Raw genomic sequence first — 17,253 nt, 5'->3', positions numbered from 1 at the left:
TTTTATTCTCGATGATTATTAGTTTTCAGCGATTTTAATTTTGATAAAATGAAACTTTTGAAAGATAGGAAGGATCGTTATTTGTGAAACAAGTAAAGTTTATACATGCGGCTGATTTGCATTTGGATAGTCCGTTTAAAGGGATGGAGATGAATGTTGCGCAGTCTGTTTGGGAGAGAATGAAGCAAAGTACGTTTGAATCATTTGAGCGTATTGTTGATAAAGCAATTCAAGAGCGCGTTGATTTCGTATTACTAGCTGGGGATTTGTATGATGCGGAGACGAGAAGTTTGAGGGCGCAAGTGTTTGTGCGTGAGCAAATGAAGAGACTTTCGCAGTACGATATCCCTGTTTTTATTATTCACGGTAACCATGATCATTTAGGAGGAAGCTGGGCAGCAATTGAGTTTCCGGAAAATGTTCATGTATTTACTGAGCCTTATGTAGAAGAGAAATCATTTTATAAAAATGGTGAGCTATTAGCTTCTATTTATGGTTTTAGTTATTTGCAGCAAGCGGTAACGGATAATATGACAGCGCAGTATACGAAAATGAGTGATGCGCCTTTTCATATTGGCATGCTTCACGGAAGTGTGGAAGGAGATGCAGAGCATAATCGCTATGCACCGTTTCAAATTCGTGAGTTGAAAGAAAAACAGTTTGATTATTGGGCTCTTGGCCATATACATAAACGTGAAATTTTATCAGAAGAACCATGCATTATTTATCCAGGGAACATACAAGGTCGTCATCGTAAGGAAACAGGCGAGAAGGGTGCGTACCTTATTGAACTTACGAAACAAGGAACGCAGTGTTCATTTTTCCATACGGCAGATGTTGTATGGGATGAAATCGAAGTTTGTATTGATAGACTTGAAACTGTTGATGAACTTATGACGAGCCTATCTACTGCGATGAATGAATGCCGAAGAGAAGAGGAAGGTACGCTATTAACTGTCGTATTCACAGGACAAGGTCCACTTTCACCTTATTTGCGTGACGAAAAGCGCGTGGAAGAGATTTTTCACATTTTAGCATCTGGCGAAGAGCGAAAAGATTTTGTATATGCGATGAAGTGGAAAAATGAGACGGTTTCTTTTGCGGAAATCGAACGTTTGAAAGCGGAAAATCATTTCGTAGGTAGTGTGCTAAAGGAGTTAGAAGCTTTCAGCAATATGGACGGAGTATTGCGCACTATTTGGACATCTCCTGTAGCGCGTAATAGTATTGAATCTTTTACAGAAGAAGAGAAGAAAGAGATTCAAAAGGAAGCAGAAAATATTATTTTAGAGCAATTATTCCAGCAAGAGAGGGATAAAAAATGAGAATTGAAAAACTCCATATTTATGGGTACGGAAAATTAGAAAATGTGGAAATGGATCTTTCCTTGCTGACAGTGTTATACGGTGAAAATGAAGCGGGGAAATCGACAATTCGCTCATTTATGAAAAGTATTTTATTCGGTTTTCCGACGAGAGGACAGCGCCGTTATGAGCCGAAAGAAGGCGGGAAATATGGCGGTGCGATCACTGTGCAAACAGAGCAGTACGGTCGTTTGAAAATTGAGCGATTGCCAAAGACGGCAGCTGGCGAGGTGACCGTTTATTTTGAAGACGGGAAAACGGGCGGAGAAGAAATTTTAAACGATATATTAAGCGGGATGAATGAAAGTTTATTTGAATCTGTCTTTTCATTTGATATGCATGGCCTTCAAAACATTCATCAGCTTGGCGAAGCGGATATTGGCAATTATTTATTTTCGGCAAGTGCAGTCGGAAGTGATGCGCTATTGCAGTTAGATAAAAAGCTAGAAAAAGAAATGGACCAGCGCTTCAAGCCGAGTGGTCGTAAACCAGAAATTAACGTGTCATTGCAAGAGATGAAGAAACTTGAAGAGAAGATGAAAGAGTGGTAAGGGAAAATTGGCACGTATGAAAAACAAGTGGAGCAGTTAAAAGAAAGTGAAGAGAAGCTTGCTTCTGTTCGCGGGGAAAAAGAGAGTGCAGAAAAACGAAAGCAAGATTATGAAATATTAGCAGCGCTTGAGCCACTCGTTATTGAAAAACGTGCGCATGAGAAAGTGTTAGAGAACGAGAGCGGGCAGTTTCCTGTAAACGGAATGGCGCGTTATGAAGCAATGAAGGCGAAAATGGAGCCGCTTCAGTTACAAGTTGATTCGCTCCACAAGAAAATCCAGACAGTGCAATCGGAAATTGCCTCGATTCAAATAGATGAAGAGTTTTTACAAAAAGAAAGTTATGTAGAAGAACTTCGTATGCAGCATATGTCTTACGAAAATGCACGCCAAGAAATGCGTGATATGAGCGGGAATATTACGAATATAAAAGAAGAACTGGCAGAACTAGAACAACAAATTGGTGCTACTTTTGAAAAGGAAACAGTTCTTTCATTTGATATGAGTTTGGCAACGAAAGAGTTAATTACGCAAACAGTGCAAAAGGCGCGCGAATTAGAAACGCAAAAAGCACAGCTCGATGATCGTTTTAAAGTAGCGCAAGAGCAATTAGAAGAACAAGAAGAAAATATAAGACAGATTAAGAAACAAATGTTAGTGGATGAAGAGAGAAATGTGTTAGTTGAGAAAGAGAAATCGTTCCAAGATGCGGCGTTTATCGGTATGGGCGCAGAGAGAATGAAGCGCAAGTATGAAGAGAAAGCAGGAGCAGCTAAGCAAAAGAAAAAGCAGTGGCAAAGAGTTTGTCTTCTGTTACTTCTTATTAACACAGGCGTTTTATTCACAAGCTTATTTATAGATAACCGAGCGCTCTTATTTATTAGTGTCATTGTTTTTGTAGGAATTGTTCTCGCTCTTGTTTTATATAAAGATCCATCAAATGGATTACAAGAAGAGCTACTTACACTTCAGCAAAGTGCCGGCGGGAGACAAAGTGAAGAAGCGATGTCTGTACGCTATCAGTTAGAAAAAGATGAAGAGATACGTAAATTATTTGAGCGTGAGTCTTATAAGTTACAGCAGTTGGAGCGAGCGTATGATAAAGTCGTTTCATCGTATGAGGAATGGGAGAGAGAAACGTTCCAGGCGGGAGAACAAGTCGATGCATATAAAACGCGCTATATGTTTCCTGAATTTTATACGTATGCACACATATTGCCGGCGTTTGAGCGTATTGAAAAAATGCAGCAATTATATCGTGAATTAGAGAAACAAGGCACGCGAAAATCTTCATTATATGAAATGATTTCACAATTTGAACATAAACTAGAAACTGTTATCGGTAGTGCGGAGTATAGTAAGCTACACGAGGCACAAAGCCGTATGCAAAATGAGAAAGAGAAGCGCCAAACTTGTAAGCAGTTAAAAGAAAAAATGGCGGAATGGCAAGAAGAATATGAGTTTATGCAAGAACAATTAAAGCAATTACTAATAGAACGAGATGGTTTATGGCATATTGCAGCGTCTACAGATGAAGAGATGTTTTTAGAAGCGGGTAAACTAGCGGAAAAACGTGAAGATGCAGAGAAACAAGTGGGGCGTTTATTACCGCAAATTGATCTGTTAGAACAGCGTTTAACGAGTTTATCATTAGCTGAACATTACGAAGCTGACGGTTATGACGGAAAATTAAAGCAAGAACTGACAGTCGTGCAAAACTGTCTGGCGCAAGAGAAAGAACTGACAGAGCGTATTGCGAAACATCGTATGGAAATTGCGAATTTAGAAGAAGGTAGTACGTACGGTGATTTAATGCATGAATGGGAAATGAAAAAAGCGCAAGTGCGTGAACAAGTGAAGAAGTGGGCTGCTTATGCGGTCGCAAAAACGGTGTTAACGAAAACGAAGCAATATTATCACGAAGTACATCTTCCTCGTATTTTACAAAAGTCAGAAGAGTATTTCGTCTATTTAACAGGCGGAAGATATAGTAAAATCTTTTCGCCGTCAGAGGCAGAACCGTTCATCGTTGAACGTAACGACGGTATGCGTTTTTACAGTCATGAACTAAGCCAAGCGACAGCGGAGCAGTTGTATTTATCGCTGAGATTTGCACTAGCAAAAACATTTGAGCATGATTATCCATTTATTATTGATGATAGTTTCGTGCACTTTGACGCGGTAAGGACGAATCGAACGATTGAACTTATAAAGGAAATTGCAAAGGATAGACAAGTCATATTCTTTACATGTCATGCGCATTTACTCGCGTATTTTACAGAAAAACAGATTATAAAATTAACACATATGCGTAAAGAAAATGAGTTGTAGTGTGCTATACTAAAAGTAACTGATTTGGTGGAGGAATTCGAATGAAAAAGAAAATTGCAGAGTATGAAGTTGGTGAACAAGTCGATATTTTCTTGTTAATTAAAACAGCGACAAAAGGTATCGCAAGCAATGGAAAGCCATTTTTAACAGTAATCTTACAAGATCCAAGTGGAGATATTGAAGCGAAGTTATGGGACGTATCACCAGAAGTTGAGAAACAATATGTAGCGGAAACAATCGTGAAAGTAGCTGGAGATATTTTAAACTACAAAGGACGTATTCAATTACGTGTGAAACAAATCCGTGTTGCGAATGAAAATGAAGTAACAGACATCTCAGACTTCGTAGAAAAAGCACCAGTGAAAAAAGAAGATATGGTTGAGAAAATTACGCAATACATATTTGAAATGAGAAACCCGAACATTCAACGTCTAACAAGACATTTATTAAATAAGCATCAAAACGAATTTTTAGACTATCCAGCAGCGACAAAGAACCATCACGAGTTCGTATCTGGACTAGCTTATCACGTCGTATCAATGCTTGATTTAGCGAAAGCTATCTCAAATCTATACCCATCATTAGATAAAGACTTACTATATGCAGGCGTTATTTTACATGACCTTGGTAAAGTAATTGAATTATCTGGCCCAATTTCTACAACGTATACGTTAGAAGGAAACTTACTAGGCCATATTTCGATTATGGTGAACGAAATTGGTAAAGCGGCAGACGAATTGCAAATCGATGCAGAAGAAGTATTAATTCTTCAACACATCGTCCTTTCTCACCACGGAAAAGCAGAATGGGGTAGTCCAAAACCACCATTAGTAAAAGAAGCAGAAATTCTGCATTACATCGATAACTTAGATGCAAAAATGAACATGATGGACCGCGCATTAGGACGCACAAAACCAGGCGAATATACAGAGCGTGTCTTCGCTCTTGATAATCGTTCGTTCTATAAACCGTCGTTCCATAATTAAAAGTGTGAATAAAGTGGCCTCATTAAGTTTTAATATGCTTAGTGAGGCTGTTTTTATAGGAAGTAAATAATATGATACAAAAAATATCTCGAATTTGAGATAAATCACTTGCTTTTTAATCACTTGAGGTGTAAAGTGATAGTAACGAAAGCGATTGAGTCATATGAAAACATACACTCAGTTGTTTTTGATTAAAACAAAGTAACTTATACAGTAAAAACTAAGATGAATTTACAAAAATATAATTAAGAATAAATTGAAAAGCTAAAAACCATATTAGTTGTGGGAAATGTTATTTTTTTAGTTATCACTTGACTAGTAAAACGAAACGGAGGAATAACCAATGTATGAAATTAAAGGGCATCATCACATTTCAATGGTTACGAAAAATGCAAATGAAAATAATCACTTTTATAAAAACGTGCTTGGCTTACGTCGTGTGAAAATGACAGTAAACCAAGATGATCCGTCAATGTACCACTTATTTTATGGAGATAAAACAGGAAGTCCAGGTACGGAATTATCATTTTTTGAAATTCCATTAGTAGGAAGAACATATCGCGGTACGAATGCGATTACTCGAATTGGATTACTCGTTCCTTCAGAGGAAAGCTTACATTACTGGAAAGAACGATTTGAGAAATTTGATGTGAAACATAGTGAAATGACAACATATGCAAATCGTCCTGCTTTACAATTTGAGGATGCTGAAGGTCTTCGCTTAGTACTACTCGTTTCAAACGGAGAAAAAGTAGAGCACTGGGAAACTTGGGAGAAATCAGAAGTTCCTGCAAAGCATCAAATTCAAGGAATGGGTTCTGTAGAAATGACAGTGCGTAGACTTGATAAAATGGCGAGTACACTTACAGAGATGTTCGGTTATACAGAGGTTAGCCGAAATGATCAAGAAGCAATTTTCCAGTCCATTAAAGGAGAGGCTTTTGGAGAAATCGTTGTGAAATATTTAGATGGTCCTACTGAAAAGCCGGGCCGAGGCAGCATTCACCATTTAGCAATTCGCGTGAAAAACGATGCAGAGCTTGCTTATTGGGAAGAACAGGTGAAACAAAGAGGCTTCCATTCTTCAGGAATCATCGACCGTTTCTATTTTAAAAGCTTATATTTCCGCGAATCAAACGGAATCCTATTTGAAATTGCGACAGATGGCCCAGGATTTACAGTTGATGGAGATGTGGAACATTTAGGAGAAAAACTTGATTTACCACCATTCTTAGAAGGTCAGCGAGCAGAAATTGAAGCGAATTTAGCACCTATTGAAGAGAAGTAATAGTAGAGAAAAGATAAAATAAAATTTAAAACTATTGGAGGAATATAAAATGAACCAATTAAAAGGAATTCACCACGTTACAGCGATTACAAGTAGTGCAGAAAAGAACTATGAGTTTTTCACTCACGTTTTAGGGATGCGTTTAGTTAAGAAAACAGTAAACCAAGATGACATTCAAACGTATCATCTATTCTTTGCAGATGATAAAGGTAGTGCCGGAACAGATATGACATTCTTTGACTTCCCAGGTATTCCAAAAGGAGTACACGGTACAAATGAAATTTCAAAAACTTCATTCCGTGTTCCGACTGATGCAGCGTTAGCATATTGGGTAAAACGTTTTGACCGTCTTGAAGTAGAACATACAGGAATTAAAGAGCAATTTGGTAAGAAAACTCTTTCTTTCGTTGACTTTGATGACCAACGCTATCAATTAATCTCAGATGAACTTGATAAAGGGATCGAATCAGGTACACCATGGCAAAACGGACCAGTTCCATTAGAATATGCAATTACTGGTTTAGGGCCTGTATTCATCCGTATTGCAAACTTTAGTTTCTTCAAAGAAGTGTTAGAAAAAGTTTTATTATTTAAAGAGGTTGCGCAAGAAGGAGAATTCTATTTATTTGAAGTGAATAAAGGTGGAAACGGTGCATCTGTCATCGTAGAACATAATACAGTTCTTCCTGAAGCACAACAAGGTTTTGGTACAGTGCACCATGCGGCATTCCGCGTAGAAGATCGCGCTGTATTAGAAGAATGGATTGAGAGAATCAGTAGTGTAGGGCTTCCTTCATCGGGTTATGTAGATCGTCACTTCTTCGAGTCATTATACGCAAGAGTTGCACCACAAATTTTATTTGAATTTGCAACAGACGGCCCAGGATTTATGGGAGATGAGCCATACGAAACACTTGGTGAAAAATTATCTTTACCTCCATTCCTAGAGCCAAAACGTGAAGAAATTGAAAAATTAGTTCGTCCAATTGATACAGTGAGAAGTACGAAGGAATTTATTAAAGAGTAAAAATAGAGCAAGTAGTTTTAGCGGATTGCTGGAACTACTTGCTTTTTTATTTATTCTAGTAAGTTTTCTGACAATTGTTTCTCAAGTTATCAAAAAGGAAAACTTTGGTATAATTAATTTGAATATTTAATTTTCTGATAATTGTTTTTCAATGCATAGAAAAGGAGTGGTAATATACAATTTTGATAATTGTATAAAAATCCTAATTTTGTAATTTTGGAGAAAAGGGGATGCGAGTGTATGGGAGCAGATGTAGTAACGCGGGAGCAAATGAAACATTCTTTAGATGATTGGTATCGTGTAATGTTGCAGCAAAACATAGAGAAGGCCACAGAAATGAAAGAGGAGATTGAAAGTAAGATTAGTGGGTTGGATGTGGATCAGGAGGTATTGCTTTATCATGCGTTGTTGAATTTTAGATATGATGCATTAGTTGATTGGATTTCAGTTAGAGAAGATAGTTTTGATAAAGTGGAATCTTTCGAAATTCCAACAGAGGGCTTTTTAGCTTATTATTATCACTTCTTTAAAGGGTTTCATTGCACATTAATTTCAAATTATAACGAAGCGAAAGAACAGTATGAGCAAGCTGAGAAGTTATTGAAATATATTGCCGATCCGATAGAACATGCGGAGTTTAATTATCGTTATGGATATCTTTATAACCAATCATATCAACAAATGTTAGCGATTGATCAAATAAAAACAGCAAAAGAGGTTTTTTTAAAACAACCAGGTTATGAAATTAATCTTGCGTTGTGCGACAATATGTTAGGGTTGTGTTATATTGATTTACAACAATTCGAGTTCGCTGAAGAAACGTTTAATACAGCATTGAATGTTTTCCAACAAGTTAATCATGAAAAATATATATTAATGGTTAGAAATAATTTAGGTTTATTGTACGCGAATCAAAATTTATCTGAGTTAGCTATCCGTCACTTATCAGAAGTAACAAAGAAATCTCCTAATCATTTTCGAGCACTATACTTGGAATCAGACGAATACCTAAAACTAAATGAATTAGAAAAAGCAGAGTCGTTAATAAATAAAGGGTTACGTATTTGTAATCAGTTAAAAAATCAAGAGTATCAATACCGATTCATGATTTTAAATAAAATGAATGCGACTACTGGTGAGTTTGAAAATGTTATTTTAGATGCGATTTCTTATTTTGAAAAAGAAGAATTATTTGATTGTATTCAAGAGTATACGGAACGCTTAGCAGATAAATTTTATTATGAAAAAAATCATGAAAAATCTAGCGAATATTATCATATGAGTAAAGAAGCAAGAAAAAAACAAATGATAAAAGGAGCGTTAAAATAATGAAAAAAATTGTATTAACGGTAATAGGGTTCGCATTTACTTTATCTCTAGGATTTCATGATTTTAATTCAGTTGCACTTAATAAAGGTGATGGTGGCGGAGCACCAGCAAGACCAGACTACGTTAACATTGGTGACACAGGCGGAGCACCAGCAGATAATAAAGGCGACGGCGGAGTAAGCCAACTATAATAACAAAGAAAGGGACTTCAACATGAAGTCCCTTTTTCTATTTTCAGGTCATGTAGAGAAAAGAATTGACTTACTTTAAATACGTAACTATAATGGTTACAGAATAACCATTAGTAACAGAAATGAGTTATATTTTTTTAGTATAATTGTAACTGTTTTAGTTACAATTAAAAAGAGAACATAAAATAACCAAAAAATGTAAAAACTTTAAATAGCAACAAGAGAAAGGAGACGGGAACTTTGAAAAGGTTTAAGTTTTATATGATTAGCGGTATTGTGCTCGTTTTGTTAATTGTTTGTAACTTCGTTGAGAAGCCGATTGCGAAGGTTGGAGAAGTGAAAGATACTGTTATGATGAAGCTGAATACGAAAGAGAGTATGGCGCAAATTGATGGACAGACGATTTATTTTAAACAAATTGGTGAGGGAAAACCTCCTTTACTTATGTTGCATGGGTTTGGTGGTTCTTCTGATGGGTTTAGTGATATTTATCCGGAACTAGTGCGAGATCATACGATTATTGCGGTTGATATTTTAGGGTTTGGGCGTTCTTCTAAGCCGGTTGATTTTCAGTATTCGTTTCCTGCGCAAGTGAATTTATATTATAAGTTAATGAAGAAGCTCGGATACGATCAGTTTGCGGTGCTCGGCCATTCGATGGGCGGAGAGATGTCCCTTAATTTAGCGTATTTATATCCGGATGCAGTCACGCATCTCATCTTGGCGGATGCTACAGGGATAGAGTCTTTCCAACAAAAAGAAAGTTATGAAGTACCACCGCTATCGACGGACTTACAAACTGTAACTGAGATTACGAAGTATAATAAAAATGAAGTAAAAAATAGTCGTGATGATAAAGAGCATTATGATCAGCTTACGAAAATGAGAGAGCGCCGCATTGCGATGGAAGCTGATAAAATTAAGGTACCGACTTTAATTATATGGGGACGACATGATAAAAGTGTTTCTTGGAAAAATGGTGAACTGTATCATGGGCTATTTGCAAATAGTACGTTTCATATTATTGAAAAAGGATACCACGCACCGTTTCGTCAGGAACCAATTGAGTTTATGGAATATGTACAAGCATTTTTCGCGAAGCATCCACAATAAAAATTTTAAGCATAAATCCACTTCTTTCCTCATAAAGTGAAACTAATAAGGCTTGTCTAAGGAAAGGAATGAAGTGATTTGGAAACTTTACCATGGTGGGTTTATCTTGTAATTGTCGGGATTGTACTAAGTGGCTACATGGTTTTATATACTTCGAAAAAAGAGCAAGATATGGATAATGAGTTTATCGAAAAAGAAGGCGAAGTGTATATGAAGCGCTTAGAAGAAGAGCGCGAGAAACGTAATCAGGATAGGGATAAAGATTCGGTATTGCTTTAATAGAAATTTTGAAAGGCTACCACCTAGTAGGATTTTACATCTAGGTGGTAGCTTTTTTCTTCTGGGGGAGCAGTATATGTTCATCAAGCTAAGGTTATATTAGTTTAATTTTACATGTATAAGAGAGTCATCATAAACTTTTATTGATGGCATTTATATATATTTTTCCTCATAAGAATGGAACTAGCGGGGATTTTACTGGGAGGGGATTAACAATGCATAGGGATGAAACTTCATTACATCCTGATACAGGCGTTACGTCTGTAATGTTTGTTGAGCGTTCATTAAATGAAATTCGTTTTTGGTCTAGAATCATGAAGGAGCATTCTTTTTTTCTTCGATTGGGATTTAGATGTGAGGATACTCAATTAATTGAAGAGGCGAATCAATTTTATCGGTTGTTTGAACATATTGAACAAATAGCGCATTCCTATACAAATGAAACAGATCCTGAGCAAATCAAAAGGTTTAGTGCAGAAGTACAACAAGCCGCAACTAATATTTGGGGATTTAAACGAAAAATTTTAGGATTAATTCTCACATGTAAATTGCCAGGACAAAATAACTTTCCACTTTTAGTTGACCATACAAGTAGGGAAGCTGATTATTTTAGAAAACGTTTAATACAATTAAATGAAGGTAAATTAGATGCTCTTCCTGATGCTATTATTAAAGAAAATGTTTTCTTTTTAAGGATTATGGCAGACCATGCTAAATTTATTGGCCATCTTCTTGATCCATCAGAAAGAAAGCTTGTAGATACAGCACGGAATTTTAGCAATGATTTTGATGAATTGATGTATCAAGCAATTGACTTAGAATCTATGAAACCACAATCCCAAACAGCTCCTCTTTTAGATCAATTTTTAGATCAAAATCGCGTGTCAGTTGCATCTCTTCGGGATTTTAAGAAAACAGCACGTGATTTAATTGAGCAATGTAAAATAAAGAGCATCATTCATCCATTATTGGCAGACCATGTTTTCCGTGAAGCTGATAGATTTCTTGAAATCATTGATATGTACGATGTTCATCTTACAAATATTCAATCACAACCTAGATATTAGAAGATAAGGAAAGATACTATTTTTTCCTTAAGCTGAGAAGTTAACAATTTATTGTTAGCTTCTTTTCTTTGCGATTAAAATTTCCTTTTAAGAACTACATAAATCCCTTTGACCAAATATGTAATTCTTTGTAAAATGATATATATGGAAAGATTATGAATATACAGGAAATCTATGGATAGTAGATTTTAATAAATTACTCGGGGGAAATTTATTAGTTAAGTATATTAACTTGTTTGCACTACATTTTACAAATAAAGGGGTATTAGTAATCATGAAAGCAAAGAAATTAGTAAGTTTGGCGTTACCAGTTATGTTATTGAGTGGTTGTATTACAATTGAAACTGATGGTAAGAAAGCTGAACCAAAGAAAGAAGGAACGCAAAAGGTAGAGAAAGAGAGTAAGGCTACTGAAAAAGAGAGTAAGTCAACTGATAGCAAGAAAGAGGATAGCTTATCTGTAGCGAAAGGTGAAGGTACAAATAGTAGTTCATCAAGTAGTCAACAAAGTTCCTCTTCAAATAATTCAACTTCTTCTAGTTCTTCAACTGGCAAGGTAACTGGTTCAGATGTTGAAAGGTACAAGGCAGAAATCATAAATAGTGCTACTCAAATTGAAAATACAATGAAATTAATTGAAGGAATAGCAGATTCAGACGTAAAATCATACAAACAAAAGAAAAGTGAAGTACAACTGAGTTTAGGTGGAGCAAAGGCAACTGCAACGAAACTGAAGAATCTACAAGCACCTCCTGAATTACAGGGAGAACAAGTGAAGATAAAGCAATCGATGGAACTGTATGCGGATTGTTTCCAACTTCTCTTTGATGCATTAGACCAAGAAGACGAGAGTAAAATGCATCAATCATTAAGTAAAGCACAAGAAGGTTCAAAACTGTTTGAAGAAGCAGCGAAGAGTATCGGTAGCAAAACCAACTAAGAGTAAATTACTTTAAGGAGTATGAGGTATGAAAGTGAAGAAACTAATAGCTGCTGCAGTTCCAGTTACATTGTTAATATCGTGATTTTATTTCAAACTCACCTGCTACTTAATATATTTTTACTACATATAGAAAAGAAACCCTAACTTCATTTTTTATAGTGAATTTAGATCAATTATGAAGTAGTAATATTGAAGAATTATAGGATCGTTTTAAAAGCATCTCATTTAGTAGAGGAAGAACCAAATGGATGCTGTTAGCTATCACAAAAAGCCAATGTGCATATGCGAATGGAAACAAAAACAGGCCATAATATAGAAAAAATCTATATTATGGCCTGTTTTTATATGTACTTTGGTTTTCTTGAGTATATGTATTTTTAGATAATCAAATAGATTAACGTAAAAATGAAAATGTAATTGATTTTTACTAGAGAGTAATTTATATTCAAATAATATAATATATAGTTTTAACGTTATCAGGAGGGATGTATTATGAAAAAAAGTAAATTTCTTAATTTAACAACGGCCGCCACACTAAGTTTAAGCCTTTTATTCACAGGAGCTGTATCCGCCGCTACTGAAGAAAATTTCAGTCCAAAACAAATTAGTTTAGATAAAGTTACATCTGAAAAAATTGATATGTATCAACTAAATCAAATTCAAGATACATTTACAAAAAACACTGACAATCAGGTAACTTTTTATTGGAAAAATACACAAGGTATAGAGGAATCAATTGATCTATCTGTTCGAACAGATGCTAGAGGGAATATAACCTCCGTAAAAGAAGTCACTACACATGACAACCTAGTTGATTCTCTAGTTAAAAAGAAAAAACCAGGGAAACCAGGGAAAGGTTCGAGTCCAAAGGTACCATATAAATTAAATGGTGGAACAAATAAATCTAACTTTATTAACGAACACGCTTATAATAGACATAAATATAATCCAAAAGAAAAATCTACTTCTAGCAAAACTCAGTATGGTCGAGATGTTGACGTGAAGAAGTTAAGGGAGGAAACAATGCATAATTATGAAAATAAGTGGAGTCAAACGGATAACAAGGGTAACAGAACAACAACTTATGCTAAACAATTTGATGGTAATGTAAGCACTTCTGATTCATCAACAAGTCATCATAGGGTTATAATCAATCATTCTGACTCATCAAGAAGTACACAATTCCCATTGTACTTAAAGAACTAACATGAATACAAAAAAATTTCAAACCTATGTGGCGTTGTCAACAAAAGACTGGAGTGCTGAAACATTTGTAAGAACCTTAGAAGAGATTGTATCTTCGGCAAAAGAATATGAAAATGATTATATTGAAGTCCATCAAGTACTAGAAATGGTAGTAACAGAAGTTGAAGTTGAGTATGTAATCATTCTAAATCATACGAGAAACTTAGATGATTTGGGGAAATACCTTAAATAATAATTTTTAAATACTGTTTATAAAAAGGAATGCTGTTCTATTTGGATAGAATGGTATTCCTTTTTGTCGCTGTTAATAATATAAGGGATTTTGATATGGAATTTTAAAAAGAGAGTGTTAATATTGGCCTCTAAAAAAGGGTGTAATCAGTATGACAAAGGAAAGTCGTTGTTGTCCATCTTCTGTTTTAAATAGTAATGGGTAGTAGACTGTTAGAGCGAAAATTGCCGAATCTATAGTAAAAGTAACCATTCAAAGCCCAATTCATACACTATGATGGAGGCTTTTTACTTCATAACCGGATGAAAAAGGAGTGTAATCATGAAGAAACGTACTGTTAATGAAGCAGGAAGGAATGTGCCACAACCAATCCGCAGCGACGGAGCAGGTGCGATTGATTCTGGACCTCGTAATGTTATGCGGGATATTCAAAATCCGAATATGCTTGTTCCGCCTATAACGGATGCAGGGTTAGTTCCTAACTTGAAGTTTTCATTCTCGGACACTTCTATGATTTTGAAACAAGGCGGGTGGTCTCGGGAGATTACTGTTCGAGAACTACCGGTTTCGACGACGATTGCAGGAGTAAATATGAGTTTAACGGCCGGTGGAGTACGAGAACTACATTGGCATAAAGAAGCGGAATGGGCGTATATGCTTTTAGGACGGGCACGCATAACGGCTGTTGATCAAAATGGACGGAATTTTATTGCTGATGTTGGACCAGGTGATCTTTGGTATTTTCCGCCTGGTATTCCGCATTCCATTCAAGGATTGGAACATTGTGAATTTCTACTCGTTTTCGATGATGGACATTTTTCTGATTTATCTACTTTAGCTATTTCTGATTGGTTTGCGCATACGCCAAAAGAGGTGTTGTCGGCTAATTTTGGAGTACCTGAGAGTGCTTTTCGTTCTATCCCTTCAGATCAAGTTTATATTTATCAAGGAGAGGTGCCAGGTTCCCTTGAAAGTCAGGAAGTTCAATCACCGAAAGGAGAAGTTCCTTTAACATTTAAACATGAATTGTTAAAACAAAAGCCGATTAAGACGCCTGGTGGTAGCGTTCGAATTGTAGATTCCACAAATTTCCCTATTTCCAAAACAATCGCAGCAGCGCTCGTTGAGGTTGAGCCTGGCGGAATGAGAGAACTTCATTGGCACCCGAATAATGATGAATGGCAATATTATTTGACGGGGGAAGCGAGAATGACTGTGTTTCTTGGAAATGGTACCGCTCGTACATTTGATTATAGAGCTGGCGATGTCGGATATGTACCGTTTGCGACGGGGCATTATATTCAAAATACAGGTACCGAAACATTATGGTTTTTAGAGATGTTCAGAAGCAATCGTTTTGAAGATGTATCGTTAAATCAATGGATGGCACTGACTCCTAAAGAAATAGTGGAGAGTAATATACATGTTGGCCCGCAAGTAATGGATTCTCTGCGTAAGGAGAAGTGGCCTGTTGTGAAATATCCGGGGTTTTCATATAGTCCGAAAAGTGATGAGTAAAAATGAAAAATTGCGTTATTCTTTCTGGAGACTGATAAGAAGGGATGGCGTATTTTTTATGCCTAATCTAGTCTTTATCCCGCTATTTGCCGGGTAGTAAGACCCCCACCTCAAAATTCAGCTGAAGTAAAGAAGTTAGGTGGGGGGCGGGCTGTCCGTAAAAGTCCGATTGGTGAGGGCTGATTAAAGTTTCACTTTATTAGTATCCGTCCCTTGTATTATTGTTCGGGAAATTATTATTGGAGCATAGTATAGGGAAGATACATATAAAATAGCGCCATTATAAGCTGTAACGCATAAGTTGCGCAGGAAATGCAACGATAACTAGCTTTACTCTTCATCATTTATTTGAACATAATGGGCATAGAGAGGTGATAAACACAGTATGATTTTTAGTGAGCGTTTAAAAGAAGAAAGGGAAAAAAGAAATTGGTCGCAAAATGATTTGGCTGAAAAACTTCATGTGAGCAGGCAATCTGTTTCGAAATGAGAGACGGGAAAGAACTATCCGAGCATTGAAATTATTATTCATTTAAGTGATCTGTTCGGTATTACAATTGATGAACTGCTAAGGAGTGATGAAGAATTGACGCAGAAAGTAATTGAAGATAGTAAGCAATTGGCGTATCCAAAATGGAAGGTGTTTTTGGATAGTCTATTTATAATAGGAGTATTTTTATTTATTGCAAAAATCGTTGTATGGATGCTAAATAAGTTTGCTGGAGCAAGTATTACAATTGTAGCAGATGCGCCATATGTAATGAATCTTTTGCCCCTTGTATTCATGATTATAGGTGGTATAGGTTCTGATAAGTTGAAGAAAATATATAGATAAGAGAAAGATTTGAAAGAAATCCCCGACACTAGCTGTTCTTTTCACTTAAATTGTGTACTATAAAGGATAGGATGACATAAAGAAGGGGACGTATAGAATGGAATTTCATGAACAGAAAATTTTGCCGGCAGTGAGGCAAATTAAAGATTTGGAAAAGCTATTACATAGTTCGTATGAATATATCGTTATTTTAGATATTCATGTCGGCCAATTGAAGAGTGTTATATCGCTTGCGAAGCAATATTGTAAAAAGGTGTTTTTACATGTGGATCTAATTCATGGTTTGCAGAGTGATGGGCATGCGACGGAATATTTATGTCAGGAGTTTAGACCGTACGGGTTACTTTCAACAAAGGCGAGCGTTATTATGAAGGCGAAGCAAAAAGGTGTTGTGGCAATACAACGCATCTTTTTAATCGATTCGAGTGCGATGGAGAAGAGCTGCAATCTTTTAGATAAGACGAAACCGGATTATATTGAGGTACTTCCTGGAGCATTAACGGACGTTATCGCTGAAGTGAAAGAGCGTACTGGTGTACCGATTTTAGCAGGTGGTTTTATTCGTACTGTAGAAGATGTGGAAAGAGCTTTAAACGCTGGTGCGACAGCAATTACGACATCAAAACGCGAATTATGGAAACATTACCAAAAAAAGTGACGAAAATGTGAATTTTTTCGTTGACACCGCTTTCATTTACGGTTAACATTATAGACAAGTTAATAAACGTGACGGAGAAAAGTAGAGATCCACATTTCATTGTTTCTATATAAATTTATATAGAAGCGTGCAAGCTGTGGGTCTTTTTCTTTTGACAAAAACGAATGGCCATTCATTTTACCTCTATCACATTTGAAAGCGTTTAAATTGATTGTGGAGGGATACTCATGCCCATCAACTTAAAAATCTTCACTACCCCCAAGTGTAAAAAAACGTTATTCTTTCTAAAAAAGCTAGACTAGAAAGGATGACGTTTTCTTATGAATCTCTCGATT

At 36.1% G+C, this 17,253-nt stretch carries 14 protein-coding genes and 2 pseudogenes; all 16 read left to right on the top strand.

The genetic code is table 11. From position 1 onward, the window contains the following. Positions 1 to 83: 83 nt before the first annotated feature. The 16 genes and pseudogenes from MR168_RS10815 (at position 84) to glpP (ending at position 16,918) form a co-directional block, all read left to right on the top strand. Positions 84 to 1,325 carry a metallophosphoesterase family protein gene (locus MR168_RS10815; protein WP_061113541.1) on the top strand — a complete coding sequence of 414 codons (1,242 nt, stop codon included), beginning with the start codon at positions 84 to 86 and terminating at the stop codon, positions 1,323 to 1,325. Beyond that, positions 1,322 to 4,246 (top strand): annotated as a pseudogene (locus MR168_RS10810) (ATP-binding protein). The gene MR168_RS10815 and the pseudogene MR168_RS10810 overlap by 4 nt, the downstream one beginning before the upstream one ends. A 41-nt stretch (positions 4,247 to 4,287) precedes the next feature. Beyond that, the gene (yhaM, locus tag MR168_RS10805) at positions 4,288 to 5,232 is read left to right on the top strand and encodes a 3'-5' exoribonuclease YhaM (RefSeq protein ID WP_000726638.1); all 945 of its coding nucleotides are present in this window, start codon (positions 4,288 to 4,290) and stop codon (positions 5,230 to 5,232) included. A gap of 343 nt (positions 5,233 to 5,575) precedes the next feature. Continuing rightward, positions 5,576 to 6,520: a ring-cleaving dioxygenase gene (locus MR168_RS10800; protein WP_086412148.1), complete on the top strand. Its 945-nt coding sequence runs from the start codon at positions 5,576 to 5,578 to the stop codon at positions 6,518 to 6,520. 49 nt (positions 6,521 to 6,569) lie between these two features. Beyond that, positions 6,570 to 7,547: a ring-cleaving dioxygenase gene (locus tag MR168_RS10795; protein ID WP_016122046.1), complete on the top strand. Its 978-nt coding sequence runs from the start codon at positions 6,570 to 6,572 to the stop codon at positions 7,545 to 7,547. A 240-nt stretch (positions 7,548 to 7,787) separates the two neighbouring features. After that, on the top strand, positions 7,788 to 8,876 hold the full coding sequence (locus MR168_RS10790; RefSeq protein WP_049107795.1) for a response regulator aspartate phosphatase: 1,089 nt from the start codon (positions 7,788 to 7,790) through the stop codon (positions 8,874 to 8,876). Continuing rightward, a complete protein-coding gene (locus tag MR168_RS10785; RefSeq protein ID WP_049107796.1) occupies positions 8,876 to 9,067 on the top strand; it encodes a hypothetical protein in 192 nt (63 codons plus the stop codon). Before MR168_RS10790 ends, MR168_RS10785 begins: the two co-directional genes overlap by 1 nt. A 240-nt stretch (positions 9,068 to 9,307) precedes the next feature. Then, on the top strand, positions 9,308 to 10,180 hold the full coding sequence (locus tag MR168_RS10780; RefSeq protein WP_000819487.1) for an alpha/beta fold hydrolase: 873 nt from the start codon (positions 9,308 to 9,310) through the stop codon (positions 10,178 to 10,180). A 78-nt stretch (positions 10,181 to 10,258) separates the two neighbouring features. Next, complete coding sequence (locus MR168_RS10775) at positions 10,259 to 10,459, top strand: sporulation YhaL family protein (protein WP_242291258.1); 201 nt, start codon at positions 10,259 to 10,261, stop codon at positions 10,457 to 10,459. 215 nt (positions 10,460 to 10,674) lie between these two features. Further along, positions 10,675 to 11,526: a DUF2935 domain-containing protein gene (locus tag MR168_RS10770; protein WP_086412147.1), complete on the top strand. Its 852-nt coding sequence runs from the start codon at positions 10,675 to 10,677 to the stop codon at positions 11,524 to 11,526. Between the two features lie 274 nt (positions 11,527 to 11,800). Next, positions 11,801 to 12,466 carry a DUF7018 domain-containing (lipo)protein gene (locus tag MR168_RS10765; protein WP_242291257.1) on the top strand — a complete coding sequence of 222 codons (666 nt, stop codon included), beginning with the start codon at positions 11,801 to 11,803 and terminating at the stop codon, positions 12,464 to 12,466. Positions 12,467 to 12,961: 495 nt separating this feature from the next. Then, a complete protein-coding gene (locus MR168_RS10760) occupies positions 12,962 to 13,675 on the top strand; it encodes a hypothetical protein (protein WP_086412145.1) in 714 nt (237 codons plus the stop codon). 1 nt (position 13,676) lies between these two features. Continuing rightward, the gene (locus MR168_RS10755) at positions 13,677 to 13,907 is read left to right on the top strand and encodes a hypothetical protein (RefSeq protein ID WP_001093032.1); all 231 of its coding nucleotides are present in this window, start codon (positions 13,677 to 13,679) and stop codon (positions 13,905 to 13,907) included. Positions 13,908 to 14,228: 321 nt separating this feature from the next. Next, positions 14,229 to 15,425 carry an oxalate decarboxylase family bicupin gene (locus MR168_RS10750; RefSeq protein ID WP_000747529.1) on the top strand — a complete coding sequence of 399 codons (1,197 nt, stop codon included), beginning with the start codon at positions 14,229 to 14,231 and terminating at the stop codon, positions 15,423 to 15,425. A gap of 385 nt (positions 15,426 to 15,810) precedes the next feature. Then, positions 15,811 to 16,260 (top strand): annotated as a pseudogene (locus MR168_RS10745) (helix-turn-helix domain-containing protein). 97 nt (positions 16,261 to 16,357) lie between these two features. After that, positions 16,358 to 16,918 (top strand): glycerol uptake operon antiterminator GlpP, encoded by a 561-nt coding sequence (glpP, locus tag MR168_RS10740; RefSeq protein ID WP_000394285.1) that lies wholly within the window; start codon positions 16,358 to 16,360, stop codon positions 16,916 to 16,918. The last annotated feature ends 335 nt before the right edge of the window (positions 16,919 to 17,253 follow it).

Source organism: Bacillus cereus group sp. BfR-BA-01356 (assembly GCF_022663635.1).
GTDB lineage: Bacteria > Bacillota > Bacilli > Bacillales > Bacillaceae_G > Bacillus_A > Bacillus_A cereus.
The sequence above is the reverse complement of the archived record's forward strand: the minus strand, read 5'-3'. Positions and strand labels throughout refer to the sequence as shown.

What these genes read in the sequence shown, in the direction of transcription:
- yhaM (WP_000726638.1), top strand. Translation starts at nt 4,288, where the DNA reads ATGAAAAAGAAAATTGCAGAGTATGAAGTTGGTGAACAAGTCGATATT.
- MR168_RS10760 (WP_086412145.1), top strand. Translation starts at nt 12,962, where the DNA reads ATGAAAAAAAGTAAATTTCTTAATTTAACAACGGCCGCCACACTAAGT.
- MR168_RS10770 (WP_086412147.1), top strand. Translation starts at nt 10,675, where the DNA reads ATGCATAGGGATGAAACTTCATTACATCCTGATACAGGCGTTACGTCT.
- MR168_RS10800 (WP_086412148.1), top strand. Translation starts at nt 5,576, where the DNA reads ATGTATGAAATTAAAGGGCATCATCACATTTCAATGGTTACGAAAAAT.
- MR168_RS10790 (WP_049107795.1), top strand. Translation starts at nt 7,788, where the DNA reads ATGGGAGCAGATGTAGTAACGCGGGAGCAAATGAAACATTCTTTAGAT.
- MR168_RS10795 (WP_016122046.1), top strand. Translation starts at nt 6,570, where the DNA reads ATGAACCAATTAAAAGGAATTCACCACGTTACAGCGATTACAAGTAGT.
- MR168_RS10785 (WP_049107796.1), top strand. Translation starts at nt 8,876, where the DNA reads ATGAAAAAAATTGTATTAACGGTAATAGGGTTCGCATTTACTTTATCT.
- MR168_RS10765 (WP_242291257.1), top strand. Translation starts at nt 11,801, where the DNA reads ATGAAAGCAAAGAAATTAGTAAGTTTGGCGTTACCAGTTATGTTATTG.
- MR168_RS10755 (WP_001093032.1), top strand. Translation starts at nt 13,677, where the DNA reads ATGAATACAAAAAAATTTCAAACCTATGTGGCGTTGTCAACAAAAGAC.
- MR168_RS10750 (WP_000747529.1), top strand. Translation starts at nt 14,229, where the DNA reads ATGAAGAAACGTACTGTTAATGAAGCAGGAAGGAATGTGCCACAACCA.
- glpP (WP_000394285.1), top strand. Translation starts at nt 16,358, where the DNA reads ATGGAATTTCATGAACAGAAAATTTTGCCGGCAGTGAGGCAAATTAAA.